We start from the raw sequence: 13,606 nt of genomic DNA on the forward strand, positions 1-13,606 counted from the left end.
ACTACTTTGGCAGATTGAAGGAACCCGGTGGAATCGTCGTTGATTCCGGTGGCATGAAGGCTGACCGGGACGGTGCGCGATGGTGTCGAGCGATAGCTGGCGAGAGGATCTGGAGACGTGGCTGGCGCCGTTTCTCGCGGAACTGACGCACCCGGCGCAACGGCGGATGTGTCCGGCGTACATTGCCGGCTTGATCGGCCCGGGCGACCGCAAGAGTATCCAGCCGCTGGCGGCGCGGACGGACGATGTCGGCTACGATCAGCTTCATCATTTCATCGCGAACGGGACATGGGACACCGCGCCGTTCGAGACCAGGTTGCTGGCTGAGGCGGACCGGCTTGTTGGCGATGCAAAAGGCTACCTCGTCATCGACGACACTGCCCTACCGAAGAAGGGGCGCAATTCGGTGGGTGTGGCACCGCAATATGCATCGTCGCAGGGCAAAACGGCGAACTGCCAGTCGCTGGTCTCGATAACACTGGCATCGCGCGAGGTCCCGGTGATGGTTGGGCTCCGCTTGTTCCTGCCTGAAAGCTGGACAGACGATCTGGCGCGGATGAAACGCGCTCGGGTGCCGACGGAGCGGCAAGTGGTGATGAGCAAACCCGACATCGCCATGGCGGAGATCGACCGGGTCATGGCCGCAGGCGCCCGCTTCGGATGCGTGCTGGCCGATGCGGGGTACGGCTCAGGAGCGGCGTTCCGTCAGGCGCTGAGCGAGCGAGGACTGTCTTGGGCGGTTGGTCTGTCGTCCCGCCAAACCGTCTACGCGGCCGATGTCGAACTGACCTTCCCAGCAGCACGCGGCGGAAGGCCGCGCAAATACCATATCCCCGACCAGGCACCGGTATCGGTTGCGGACATCCTGGCCAGCGAGGCGTGGCGAAAGGTCGCATGGCGCCGCGGCACCAAGGGGCGGCTCACCTGCCTGTTCGCCGCTCGGCGCGTTCGGATCGCCGAGGGCCACCGCCATCGTATGGCCGACAACCGCGTTCAGGCCATGCCTGGGGAGGAGGTCTGGCTGGTTGGCGAACGCCGTTCAAGTGGCGAGCGCAAATACTATGTGTCCAATCTCCCGCCCGATACGCCGCTGCGCCAGCTTGCCGCTACCATCAAGGCGCGATGGGTCTGCGAGCAGGCCCACCAGCAACTAAAAGAGGAACTCGGGCTCGACCATTTCGAGGGTCGGTCATGGCCTGGATTGCACAGGCATGCCTTGATGACGATGCTCGCCTACGCCTTCCTGCAATCCCGCCGCCTCAAGGCGGCGGGGCGGAAAAAAAAGAGTCGGCGGACCGCCCCCGCAACCGACCCTGCCTGCCATTCGACAAGCAATCATTGACCAGCTGGCAAGACCGCCACCCACGCAGTGCCCGCACTGTCATAAGCGGCTGGCGACCGCAGACGAACCAATTCTGCCAAAGTAGTGCTAGCTTCAGTCATGTTTAACGTTATACGGCTTATTTGTTAAGCATTGGCTCGTTATGACAGCGCAATGATGTTTCATCGGGTCGGTCGACAAGATATCGGTGCGCGGTCGTTCCTTCGAACCCCATCGATCGGTGTCGACCGAGCCGGCGGGCCGAGGCGATCGCTCCGGGCCACGTGGTTCGTCCTCGGGTTGGTCGCCGTACTCGCCTGCGCAGGACTGCCGGGACTCGCCACAGCGCCCGCGCGTGCCGCCGATCGCTGGGCCAGCCTCGCCTCGACCGTGTTCCGGAATTACGATCGTGACCAGGGGATGCCGCATCCTGTCGCGACCGCGCTGGCGCAGGGGCGCGACGGGTTCATCTGGATCGGCACGCAGGGCGGGCTGACGCGGTGGGACGGGTATCGGTTCAAGGGGTATGAGGCCGATCCGTCCGTGCCGGGCAGCCTGCCCGACAACTGGATCCAGACGCTGCACGTCGATTCCGCCGGACGGCTCTGGGTCGGCACGACATCCGGCCGACTGGCGCGGTACGACGCGCTGCACGACCGCTTCGATCCGATATCGCTGGCCCTGAAACCGGGCCAGATCCACATCGGCGCGATCGTCGACGATGGCGGCGGCGGTCTCTGGGTCGGGACCGACGACGGGCTTCGCCACCTGAATGCCGATGCGAAGGTAGTGAGCATCGTGCGAGCCGGCATGCTCGGATATCCCGAAGGCCGGACGCAGGCGGTACTGCGCGATCGATCGGGCGCGCTCTGGGTCGGCACCGCAGCCGGGTTTGCGCGGCGGTCGCCCAAAGGGTCCGCATTCGCCGCGGTGCCGCTGGGCGGCAGCATGCTCGGCGTATCGGCGCTGTTCGAAGGCGCGGACGGTCGCCTGTGGATCGGCACCGTTCGCAACGGCCTGTTCGTGATCGACCGGCGCGGCGCGGTCCCCCGGCCGATCGGCGTCGCGGCGCACTTGCCGCCGAGCTCGGTCTCCGCGATCGGCGTGGCCGGGCCGCACGAGATCTGGGCCACGCTGCGCAGTTCGGGCATCGTCTCCGTCGACACGTCCACTGAAGTCGCGACCCGCATCCTGCACGACCGCACCGTGCCGACCAGCCTCGCCCATGACGACGTCTGGACGCTGTTGCGCGACGATGCCGGATCGATGTGGGTCGGCGGCACGGGTGGGCTCAGCTATCACCCGCGCGATTCAGGGCAGATCACGACGGTCTTCGGCACGCAACAGCGACCGGGCGGCCTCAGCGGCAGCGACGTCGTATCGATCCTGGCGACACGCGACGGCCATGTCTGGCTCGGCTATCTCGACGGCGGCGTCGACGTGATCGATCCCATGCGGGGCCGCATCGCAGCGCTGAGACCCAGCCGTACGCGCCTCGATCGGTCGCTGCCCCGCGACACCGTGTTCGCGATGACGGAGGGCAGCGGCAACCGGGTCTATATCGGCACGCGACGCGGCCTGTACGTGGCGGATCTGTCGGGCCGATCGGTCCGGCTGATCACCGTGAAGGGTCGCGATCCGCGCCTGCCGATCAACGCGCTGCTCTACGATGCGGGGATCTTGTGGGTCGGCGGCGAATATGACGGCGTGTGGGGCATCGTACCCGGCGCGACCGTGCGCGCGGTACACAGGATCGTCTTCTCGCCATCGGATACCGCGGCGCTGAGCAACCCCGACGTCAACACCCTGCTCCGCGGGAGGGGCCGCGACATGTGGGCGGGGACGCGCGACGGGCTCAACCGGATCGATCTCGGCAGCCGCAGGATCGAGGCGATACCCGGCGACCAGAGCGATCCACACGCCCTGCCCGCCGGGTTCGTGGCGGCGTTGCAGCTGGATCGCACGGGACGGTTGTGGGTCGGCACGTTCGGCGGCGGCCTTGCGGTGACGACGGGGCGCGACGCGCGCGGCCGGCTGCGCTTCCGGCGGTTCGGACTGGCCGACGGCCTGCCGCACCTCAACGTCGACAGCCTGTCGCTCGATGGCTCCGGAACGCTCTGGGCGGGCACCGACGATGGCCTGGCCCGGATCGATCCGAGGACGCTGGAGATCCGCGCGGTGAGACGCGCCGATGGCGGCGTCCTGCGGGATTATTTCGTCGGTGCGCACGGTGCGACCGCGGCCGGCGAAGCGTTGCTCGGCGCCAAGGACGGCTTGACCGTGATCCGGCCCGGCACGCCGCCCGTCTGGCGGTTCGCACCGCGGATCATGGTCACCGACCTGCGCATCGGCGGGGCATCCGTTCCGGTCGGGCCGTACAACGATACCTCCGTGCCGGCGCAGATCGTCATCACGCCCGATACGAACAGCCTGGCCGTCGAGTTTTCCGCGCTCGACTTCACCGCGCCTGAGCAGAACAGCTTTTCCTACAAGCTCGAGGGGTTCGACGAGCACTGGACGGATACCGACCCCAGCCGGCGGCTGGCGGCCTACACGAACCTGCCGCCGGGCGATTACACGCTGCGGCTGCGCGGCACCAACCGCGACGGCCAATGGACGGAGCGCGCGCTGGCGTTGCGGATCAGCGTGCTGCCGGCCTCGTACCAGCGCCTGTGGTTCCGGATCGCGCTGATGGCGTTGCTCGCGCTGGCGATCGTGGCGCTGCTTCGCGGGTGGACGGCGCATCTCCGCCGGCGGCAGCGCGAGCTGGAGCGCCAGATCGCGAACCGGACCGCCGATCTCAGCGCCGCCAACGACCGGCTGACCGAACTGGCGCAGATCGACATGCTGACCGGCTGCGCCAATCGCCGCCACCTTCTCGATCGCGCCAACGAGATGATAGTGTTCGCGGCCCGACACGACCTGCCGCTCAGCCTGACGGTGCTCGATCTCGACAATTTCAAGCGCGTGAACGACACCTGGGGGCATCCCGGCGGCGATGCCGTGCTGGCGGCCGCCGGACACGTGCTCCGCCATCATGGCCGCGCGGCGGACCTGCTCGGTCGGATCGGCGGCGAGGAGTTCGCGCTGCTGATGCCGAACACCGCCGCACAGGGCGCGCGCCTCCACGCCGACCAGCTGCGACAGGCGCTCAGCGAGCTGGAGGTGCCGGTGGAGGGCGGCGACATCCGTGTCACCGCCAGCTTCGGCGTGGCCCAGTTGCGCGCCGGCGAAGACTATGACGAACTCTATGCGCGTGCCGACGCGGCGCTGTACGCGGCCAAGGATGCGGGGCGGAACCAGGTCAAGCTCTGCGCCTGACCCGGTCCACGCCGAGGCTAGTGACGAGCCCTAGTGCGCCGCGGACGTATCGACCGGTCTCGCTGGACGCGGCGCCAGCCAGATGATCGCCGCGGAGAGGAAGAACACCAGCGCCGCCAGCGCGAACAGATGGGTCGTCGCCAACGCATAGCTTTCCTGGTCGACCATCCGCTCGATCAACCCGCGGCCCTGCTCCGCGGTCATGCCGTGCTGCACCGCGTTGGCGATCACCTGGTCGCCATTGTTGAGGACGTTGGTGAGTTCGGCGCGGCTGCGCTGCGCACCGTTCTGCCACAGGGTGCTGCCGATCGACGTGCCGATCGCCGCCGCCAGCGTGCGCAGGAAGCTCATGATGCCGGCGGCCGACGCGGTCTCCTCGGGATCGACCGCACCCAGCGCGATGATCGTGAGCGGGATGAAGAAGAACGGCATGCCGAGCCCTTGCACCAGCTGCGGTGCGGCGAGGATCCAGAAGTCCGCGCCACTGAACCAGAAGGTGCGCAGGATCGAGGTCAGCCCGAGCCAGCAGATTCCGAAACACACTAATGCGCGCGGATCGACCTTGGTGCTGAGCTTGGCCACGATCGGCGAGAAGACGACCGCCAGCACGCCGTTGAACGCGGTGACGAAGCCCGCGTCGGTGGCGGTATAGCCCATCGTCGATTGCAGCCATTGCGGGATGATCACGACGGACGCGAAGAAGGTGCCGAAACTGAACGCGAGCGCGGTGACCGCGACGGTGAAGCCACGGTGACGGAACACGCGCAGGTCGACGATCGGATTGCCCGCCGTCAGCTCCCAGATCAGGAAGGTGACGAAACCGATCGCGGCGACGATCGCGCAACCGACGATGAAGCTGGAGCCCAGCCAGTCATGCTCGCGGCCGAGATCGAGCATCACCTGCAACGCGGCGATCCACACGATCATGAGGACCAGGCCGACGCGGTCGATCGGCACGATCTCCGTCTTGGTCTCGGATTTGCGGAGCAGCGTGAAAACGCCGATGACGCAGAAGATCGCGATCGGCAGGTTGATGTAGAAGATCCACGGCCACGACCAGCTGTCGCTGATAACGCCGCCCAGGATCGGGCCGAGGATCGGCGCGGTCACGGTCGTCATCGCCCAGGCGCCCATCGCCGCCGCGCGCTGTTTGGGCGGGAAGATGGTGAGCAGCAGGGTCTGCGTCAGCGGCATCAGCGGCCCGCCGCAAAACCCCTGCCCGATGCGGAACGCGACCATCGCGCCGAGCGACGACGCCAGCCCGCACAGCGCGGAGAACAGCGCAAAGCCGATCATCGCGGTCATGAACACGCGGATCGTCCCGAAGCGCCGGACCAGCCACCCGGTCAGCGGCACGCAGATCGCCTCCGCCACCGAATAGGAGGTGACGACCCACGTCCCCTGAGTCGCCGACACGCCTAGGCCACCCGAGATGTGCGGCACGGAGACGTTGGCGATGGTCGTGTCGAGGACGACCATGAAGTTGGTCAGCGCCAGCACGAAGCCCGCCAGCAGCAGGCGCGTGCCGGTCAGCGTCGGCGCCGACGTCTCGGAGCCGGCCGTATCAGGTGCGGACGTATCAGGTGAGGATGTGGCGGAGGCCATCTGACGAAATCCTACCGATCGCCCGAAATGTCGATCTCGGCGTCCATCGACAGCCCGACCCGCAGCGGATGATCGCGCAGCTCGCGCGGATCGAGCGCGATCCGCACCGGCAGGCGCTGCACCACCTTGATCCAGTTGCCGGTCGCGTTCTGCGCCGGGATCAGCGCGGACGACGCTCCCGTTCCGCCTGCGAGCCCGACCACCCGGCCATGATACACGACGTCGTCGCCGTGCAGGTCCGACGTCAGCGTGGCCCGCTGGCCGACGCGCACGCCCTGCAGCTGGCCTTCCTTGTAGTTCGCATCGACATACAGCTTGTCGACCGGGACGATCATCATCGCCGCGGTGCCGGGCGCGAGCCGCTGGCCGATCTGGACGTTGCGCTGGGAGATGACGCCGTCGATCGGCGCGCGGATCACCGTGCGCGACAGATCGAGCTTCGCCTGGCGCCGCTTCGCACGTGCGGCGAGCACTTCGGGGGCGGTCGCCTGAGTCGTGCCGCGGGTCAGCGCAGTATTGGCGGCGCGGTCCTGCAACGCCGAGACGCGCGTTGCGGTAGCCTGCGCGATACCCGCCTGGGCGATCGCGACATTGGCGCGCGCGGTGCGGAGCGCGTTGGTCGCCGCCGTCACCTCGTCGCCCGAAACCGCGCCGGCCTGGACCAGTGCCTGGCGACGCTGATAGTCGATCTGCGCGCGTTCAAGATTGCCCTGCGCCAACAGAAGCTGCGCGCGGGCGGTGCCGATTTCGGCACTGCGGGCATTGGCCTGCGCCTGAAGCGCATCGCCGGTCGCCGCGGTCTGGCTATAGCGCCGTTCCGCCGCGGCAAGGTCAGCCTCGGCCTGTGCCACCGCGATCTGCTGATCGGCATCGTCGAGCCGCATCAACACCTGCCCGCGCTTGACGTTCTGCGTATCGCTGACGGTGACGTCGATCACCTGCCCGCTGACCAGCGGCATGACCTGGGCGGTCTCCGCCGCGACATAGGCGTTGTCGGTCGTCACGCGCTTCGACAGGACCAGCGTATCGTAGAGGAAATAGGCTGCCGCGACGACGATCACCACGGCGGCGAAGATCAGCAACAGCCGCTTCCGCTTGCCTGGATTGGCGGTATCGACCTTGGTTTCGGGCGAAGGGGCCCCGTGCGAAGGCGCCTCGTGCGAAGAGGCTTCGGGTGAACGCGCCTGATCGCTGTCGTTGGATGGGGTAGCCATCATCGTGTCCCACGTGTCTGAAGATTAGGTTGGAAGCCGCCGCCGAGCGCGCGGACCAGTTGGACGTCGAGCGCGAACCTGCGTGCGTCGATGTCCGCGAGCGAGCGCCGCGCGGTCAGCACGGCCTGTTCGGCGCTCAGCACGTTGAGGAAGGTCGACAGCCCGCCGCGATACCGCAACTGCGCCACCGTATAGGCGCCCTCCGCATCGGCCAGAGAGGCGCGCGCGTCGATCATCTGCGCGGCGACCTGGTTCCGGCTGGTCACGGCGTCCGCGACCTCGCGCAGCGCGCCGACCAGCGTGCGGTCATAGGTCGCGACCGCCTCGTCATATCGCCCGCGCGCCTGGCGGTATTGGCCTTGCAGGGCGCCGCCACGGAAGATCGGCAGGCTGACCGCCGGACCGACGCTGCCGAAGCTCGACCCGCCCTTGAACAGATAGTCGAGCCCGAGCGATTGCAGTCCGATCAATCCCGACAGGCTGATATTGGGGTAGAAGTCTGCCCGCGCGACCTTGATCCGGCTTGCTGCCGCCTCGGCACGCGCGCGCGCCGCCGCGATATCGGGTCGCCGACCGATCAGCGCGATCCCCGCGTCCGCCGGAAGCTCGGTCGTGAGTACCGGCGCGGACGGGCGGGTGATCGACCGCGCCCGATCGGGCCCGGCGCCGAGCAGTGCGGCGATACCGTTCTTGGTCAGCGCGATCTGTTCCGCGTTCGCCGCGAGGTCGACACGCGACGCCGGCACCGCCGAGCGTGCCTGCTTCAGTTCGGCCTGCGTATCGAGGCCGATCGCGACTCGGTCCGCCACCAGCTTCTGGGTCATGGTCCGCACGTCGATCGCGCGCTGGAGCACGTCCTGCTCGGCATAGAGCCGCGCCAGATCCGCATAGCGCGCGGCGATATCGGTCGCGAGGGTGAGCGCCGCCTGCTCGCCGTCCAGCCGCGCGGCCTCGGCATCCGAGGTCGCCGCCACGAGCGACGCCCGGTTGCGCCCGAACAGGTCGAGATCGAGGCCCGCGTTCAGCGCCAGCCGGCCGGTATCGTTCCACCCGCGCGGTACGAACGCGGCCGGGATACCGTTGTTGTAGCTCTGCTTGTTGAGCCCCGCGGACGCTTCGGCGTCGAGCGTCGGCAGGTTGGCGGCCCCCGCCTGTTGCACCGCGCCCTGGGCCGTGCGCACGCGCGCCGCGGCGATCGCGATGTCGGGCGATCCGGCCAGGGCTTCACCGATCAGCGCATCGAGTTGCGGATCGCCGTAACCCCGCCACCACTGCGCAGCCGGCCACGCGGCGTCGCTCGCGACCGCAAGGCTGTCGCGTGAGGCATAGGCACTGGGGGCGGACAGTTCGGGACGCGGCCCCAGATCGGGCGCCGCGCAACCCGCCAGTGCCACCGCGATGCCTGCGCAACCGGCGAGCGAAATCAGTCTCATTGGATTACCGTACTCCTGGGTACGGCGGGCCAATGGTCCTGCGCCCTCGCCTTGTCAATCGAAAAGCGTACTCTATAGTACGACGATGATCGAGCCCAAGACACGTCGCGACCAGAACCGGGAAGTACGCCACGCCGCGATCGTATCCGCCGCCCGCGATGCCTTTCTCGAGCACGGCTATGCGGCCACGTCGATGTCGACGATCGCGACCAAGCTCGGTGGATCCAAGGGTACGCTCTGGGCCTATTTCCCGTCCAAGGAAGACCTGTTCACCGCGGTCATCGACGACGTGACGGCCAGCTTTCGCCAGAACGTCAGGGAGGCGCTGCGTCCGGGGCGCGACTGCTACACGACGCTGCTCGATTTCGCGGAGCGGTTCCTGATGAAGTTGCTGCAACCCGACAGTATCCGCCTGCACCGCCTGATCATCGGCGAAGCCGGCCGGTTTCCCGAGATCGGCCGCATCTTCTACACGCGCGGGCCTCAGGTCGTGCTGGAACAGCTGTCCGCCTATATCCGCACGCAGATGGACGCCGGGGTCCTGCGTAGCGCCGATCCGGTACAGGCGGCGATGAGCCTCATCCAGCTGTCCCAGGTCCAGCAGAGCCTGAGGCTGTGGGGCGTCGTCGACGGGGCGCGGGTCGAGGATGTCGGCGACCACGCGATCGAGGCGCTGAACCTGTTCAGCCGCGCCTACGCCCCCTGACCGTATTTTTGCCGTCTGCGAATGTGGGCGGGAGCGCCATCTATCATCGAACTTCGCTTGTCAGGCGGCCGGGCCGCGGTTGATGCGATATGGTCCCGAGCGCGAGGGGAGCACTTCGCCCTTCCAACTGAGGTGGACCTCGCCGCTCGCCAGCAACGCATCGATCGCTGCATGGACGGTCGGCATCATGTCACGCCAATCGGTCTTCTCGCTGGGGGCGCCGGCGTCGGCCAACACGCGCGCTACCTCGCTGGGGCATATCGTCGCGCCGGGCGCGCGCGTGGCGAGCAGAGCCAGGGTCGCCGTTCGTGCTTCCGAAGCTGAATCGGCCATCCGTCGCCCTAATCCGAAGAAGGCCGCTTTGCGTTGGCAAGAAGCGTCAGGGCCGCGGCGAGTGCGGCCGGGGTGATCGGCTTCACGACCGTATCGACCGCCACGTCCGGATGCCGCGCGGCGACCTGTTCCTGACCGGTGACGAAAATGCAGGGGATGCCCTTCGACGAGAGCCAGCGGGCGGCGGCCGGACCCGTCGGCCCGTCGGCGAGATCGATATCGACGAGCGCGCAATCGATCCGGTCGAGGGACGCATCCGCCTTCAGATCCGCGAAGCTCTCGAACGAGCCGGCGAACTCATGGCCGAGGTCTTCGATCAGCTGTTCCAGGTGGAACACGATCAGCGGATTGTCTTCAAGGCACAGGACACGCAATCGCGTGTCCGGAGATATCGAGCTTTCGGGCATGAGCGCCCAACGCCGTCGGGCATCAGGGGTTGCGCGACAACCGAGAAACACGTCCGGAAACCTCGCATCGGAGGCCGGCGGGTGCGAAGGTCATGACCGGCTTGCTGCCGAACAGGCTGCCGAGCGCGGCCCGGAGATAGCGGGTTCCATAGCCGGTGCGCGAAGGTTCGACGACCGGCGGACCGCCCTGCTCGATCCACAGGATCGACAGCATGGCCGGATCGTCCTCCGACAAGGTCCATTCGAACGACACACGGCCTTCGGGGGTCGAAAGGCCCCCATATTTGATCGCGTTGGTCGCCAGTTCGTGGAGACACAGCGCGAGCGTCGTCCCGGCCTCGCGCGTCAACATGACCGCCGGGCCACCGGTCACGACGCGGCTCTGTCCCTGGAGTTGGTACGGATCGAACGTCAGGTCGACGATCTCGGCGATCGAGACCTCCTCGTCGGCGGCGTGGAAGACCGCGGAATGAACCCGCGACAACGCATCCAGCCGCCCCCGGAAATCGTCGGCGAACTCGGCCAGCGTGTTGGCGCCGCGATGCGTCATCTCGAAGATCGAGGCGACGCTGGCGAGAATGTTCTTCACGCGGTGGTTGAGTTCGCGGCGCAGTTCGATCTCGCGCTCGATATGATCGCGCACGTCGCGCTGCCGCAACCGCGCCAGCATCGCCGACTGGACACCGCTGATCAGCTCGACCGGCGTGACCGGGCGCTGGTAGAAGAGCTGCCGTGCGCGCGGCCAAACGCGGGCGAGTTCGGTGCGGACGCGGATCTGGTTCGACGTCCGATCCAGCAGCACGACGATCGGCATTTCCGACCAGCTCGGTTGCGACGCCAGATGGCCGGCGACGTCCTTCAGGATAACCGGCGTCAGCGCCTCGTGCGTGGCGACCAGCACGCCGGGGGATCTCGCCAGATAGTCGGGAATCTCTGCGACATCGATGCACACGTCGACGGGGATGTCGTGCTCGACGAACAACTGCTTCAGATAGTCGGCATCACGCCGATAGGGCGCCAGGACCAGCACATGGTCCAGCGTGGTATGATCGATCGGATCGAGTGCGCTCACGATTCCGGAAGAGGATTATACGGCACCACGGAAATTCCCGATCCCTGGATCATCAGTTCATGCACGAACAGGTCGTGCGGCCCGTGCCGTTTCTTCACCACCGTGATGTTGCGGCGCAGGCGCCCCTCATGCTCGGCGATCCGCAACAGCAGCACCGTATCGCCGAGGAAGCTCACATCGACGTCGATCCCGACATTCTGGCCGAGCAGGCCATGCTGCGCGACGATCAACATGGTCAGGACACCCGAGCGCGCCAGGTATTTCAGCAACGACTGGATATCGCGGACCGCCTTGTCGCGCTGCGGCAGCGAGTTGAGATACCCGGTGAAGCTGTCGATGACGACGACGCGGGTCTTGTCCGTCTTGACGATGGTCTGGACGACCTGCGCGAACTCGCCGGGCGAAATCTCGTTGGGATTGAAGTCCTTGATGACCAGCGCGCCGTCCTTGTGGAACTTGCGCAGGTCCATGCCGAGCCCTTCCGACCGGCGGAAGAACGTCTCGAGCCGCTCCTCGAACAGGAACAGCGCGACGTTCTCGCCGCGCTTCAGCGCCGCCGTGGCGTAGAGCGAGGCCATCGTCGACTTGCCGGTGCCGGACTGGCCGATCACCAGCGTCGTGGTGCCCGATTCCTGCCCCCCGCCGAACATCGCATCGAGCGTCTCGACGCCCGATTTGATCAGCTCGGGCTTTTCGACATCGGACGCGTCGCCGGGGATGATCCGCGGGAATACGACGACGCCCTGCCCTTCGCGGATCGCCATGTCGTGATAGCCGTCGGCGATCGGCACACCGCGCATCTTGCTGACCTCGATCCGCCGCCGTACCGCGCCGTAATCCTCGAGCGTCTTGTCGAACCGGATCACGCCGTGCGCGATCCCCTCGACCTCTTCGCCGTTCATCGCTTCGCCGTTCTGCGTATCGAGCAGCAGCGCGACGACGTTGCGCTTGGCGAGGAACGCCTTGAAGCCGATCAGCTCGCGCCGGAAGCGTGGCGTATCGCCGGTGATCAGGCGGATTTCGAGCAGCGAGTCATAGACCAGGCGGCTCGGCTTATGCTCCTCGATCGCCTTCTCGATCGCCTGCCGGGTCTCGTCGAGACGCAGTTCGGCGGTCTGGAAGATCGTCTGGTCCGCGGCGCCATTGACCGCGTCGGAGGCCGAGAGTTCCTCGACGCGGATTCCGTCCATCGTCCAGCCGTGCGACACCGCGATCGATTCCAGCTCGGCTGCGGTCTGCGACAGGCTGACATAGATGCAGCGCTCGCCGGCCTCGACGCCCGCACGCAGGAACTGCAACGCCGCCGTCGTCTTGCCCGCACCGGGCGCACCTTGCAGCATGTACAGGTTCGAAGGCGGCAGTCCGCCCCGCAGGATTTCGTCGAGGCCAGCGACACCTGTCGCGACGGGCTTGGCAATTTTACGCTTGGTCACGACGATCTCCGGCAGTCGCGCGCTGACTGCCATAAAATGCCGGGCGCGACCAGTGAGCGTCGGGATCACGCACGCAGGCGATCGCGAAACTCGGCCAGTCGCGTCCGATAGCCGTCGGCATCGCCATATTCGAGGAACTCGTAATAGCGGTGGAGCGGATCGTCGACGCGCAGCGCGTGCTTGATCGGGCACCAATATTGCTCGGTTCGGCTGCTGACCTCGCGAACGAAGCCGATCAGGCCGTTGGCATAGGAGCAGAACATGCAGTTGAGCGCCTCGACCCGGTTCAGATAGGCGAGATGCCGGCGATCGAAGAGGATGAAGTCCGATCGCCTGACGCGCGTGATGCCATAGGCGCGAAAACATATCGCCTGGTACAGGCTGACCCACAGATCGACGATCAGCAGCGGCACGATCAGCGAATAGATCACCGGCGCGGTCAGCCATGAGGCTAGCTCCGACTGCGCGACGAAGCGCCGGACAGAAACCCGAAGCTGGCGTTGTGCATCGAGGACGCCGCGTTCGAACCCCACGATCCTGCCGGCGATCTCGACGCCGAGCGCCCGCCGCCGCCCCTCTATCTCGCGGTCGAGTTCGGTCTGGAGGCGAACGATCTCATGCGCGAGATCCTGCATCCGCTGGGTCATGCGACGTTTTCTCCTGATATCGCGGCGGTGTCGGTGGGCGGGTGCGTCCGGTTCCGTATCGCGGCGTTGGCGCTGCTCGATAGCCTCGGAAACTACGGTGATCGCCGCGGTCGC

Annotated in this window: 11 protein-coding genes; 3 read left to right on the plus strand and 8 right to left on the minus strand. The window is 67.0% G+C overall.

Going from position 1 to position 13,606, the window contains the following annotated elements; translation table 11 throughout:
* Positions 1 to 79: 79 nt before the first annotated feature.
* On the plus strand, positions 80 to 1,342 hold the full coding sequence (locus NLI89_RS07775; RefSeq protein WP_254686508.1) for an IS701 family transposase: 1,263 nt from the start codon (positions 80 to 82) through the stop codon (positions 1,340 to 1,342).
* Between the two features lie 279 nt (positions 1,343 to 1,621).
* On the plus strand, positions 1,622 to 4,642 hold the full coding sequence (locus NLI89_RS07780; RefSeq protein WP_254686509.1) for a ligand-binding sensor domain-containing diguanylate cyclase: 3,021 nt from the start codon (positions 1,622 to 1,624) through the stop codon (positions 4,640 to 4,642).
* A gap of 30 nt (positions 4,643 to 4,672) precedes the next feature.
* On the opposite strand, the gene NLI89_RS07785 is transcribed toward NLI89_RS07780, so the two are convergent.
* Genes NLI89_RS07785 through NLI89_RS07795 form a run of 3 tightly spaced genes read right to left on the minus strand, consistent with a single transcriptional unit; the run spans position 4,673 to position 8,894 of the window.
* Complete coding sequence (locus tag NLI89_RS07785) at positions 4,673 to 6,247, minus strand: DHA2 family efflux MFS transporter permease subunit (RefSeq protein WP_254686510.1); 1,575 nt, start codon at positions 6,245 to 6,247, stop codon at positions 4,673 to 4,675.
* An 11-nt stretch (positions 6,248 to 6,258) separates the two neighbouring features.
* Positions 6,259 to 7,461 (minus strand): HlyD family efflux transporter periplasmic adaptor subunit, encoded by a 1,203-nt coding sequence (locus tag NLI89_RS07790; RefSeq protein WP_254686511.1) that lies wholly within the window; start codon positions 7,459 to 7,461, stop codon positions 6,259 to 6,261.
* Positions 7,461 to 8,894, minus strand: a complete 1,434-nt coding sequence (locus NLI89_RS07795) for an efflux transporter outer membrane subunit (RefSeq protein ID WP_254686512.1) — start codon at positions 8,892 to 8,894, stop codon at positions 7,461 to 7,463. The genes NLI89_RS07790 and NLI89_RS07795 overlap by 1 nt, the downstream gene beginning before the upstream one ends.
* An 85-nt stretch (positions 8,895 to 8,979) precedes the next feature.
* On the opposite strand from NLI89_RS07795, the gene NLI89_RS07800 reads away from it, so the two are divergent.
* A complete protein-coding gene (locus tag NLI89_RS07800; protein ID WP_254686513.1) occupies positions 8,980 to 9,600 on the plus strand; it encodes a TetR/AcrR family transcriptional regulator in 621 nt (206 codons plus the stop codon).
* A 60-nt stretch (positions 9,601 to 9,660) separates the two neighbouring features.
* Here NLI89_RS07800 and NLI89_RS07805 read toward each other — a convergent pair whose 3' ends face one another.
* The 5 genes from NLI89_RS07805 to NLI89_RS07825 all read right to left on the minus strand — a co-directional run bounded on the left by NLI89_RS07805 (position 9,661) and on the right by NLI89_RS07825 (position 13,492).
* Positions 9,661 to 9,933, minus strand: a complete 273-nt coding sequence (locus NLI89_RS07805; protein WP_254686514.1) for a DUF3253 domain-containing protein — start codon at positions 9,931 to 9,933, stop codon at positions 9,661 to 9,663.
* An 8-nt stretch (positions 9,934 to 9,941) separates the two neighbouring features.
* Positions 9,942 to 10,307, minus strand: coding sequence for a response regulator (locus tag NLI89_RS07810; RefSeq protein WP_254686515.1), 366 nt, complete (start codon positions 10,305 to 10,307; stop codon positions 9,942 to 9,944).
* Between the two features lie 55 nt (positions 10,308 to 10,362).
* Entirely contained in the window at positions 10,363 to 11,412 is a 1,050-nt protein-coding gene (locus tag NLI89_RS21865; RefSeq protein WP_254686516.1) for a sensor histidine kinase, read from the minus strand.
* Positions 11,409 to 12,845: an ATPase domain-containing protein gene (locus NLI89_RS07820; protein ID WP_254686517.1), complete on the minus strand. Its 1,437-nt coding sequence runs from the start codon at positions 12,843 to 12,845 to the stop codon at positions 11,409 to 11,411. The genes NLI89_RS21865 and NLI89_RS07820 overlap by 4 nt, the downstream gene beginning before the upstream one ends.
* A gap of 65 nt (positions 12,846 to 12,910) precedes the next feature.
* Positions 12,911 to 13,492, minus strand: a complete 582-nt coding sequence (locus tag NLI89_RS07825) for a hypothetical protein (RefSeq protein WP_254686518.1) — start codon at positions 13,490 to 13,492, stop codon at positions 12,911 to 12,913.
* Positions 13,493 to 13,606 lie beyond the last annotated feature (114 nt).

It is taken from the genome of Sphingomonas faeni (genome assembly GCF_024273235.1).
In the GTDB taxonomy this organism is placed as follows: Bacteria; Pseudomonadota; Alphaproteobacteria; order Sphingomonadales; family Sphingomonadaceae; genus Sphingomonas; species Sphingomonas faeni_A.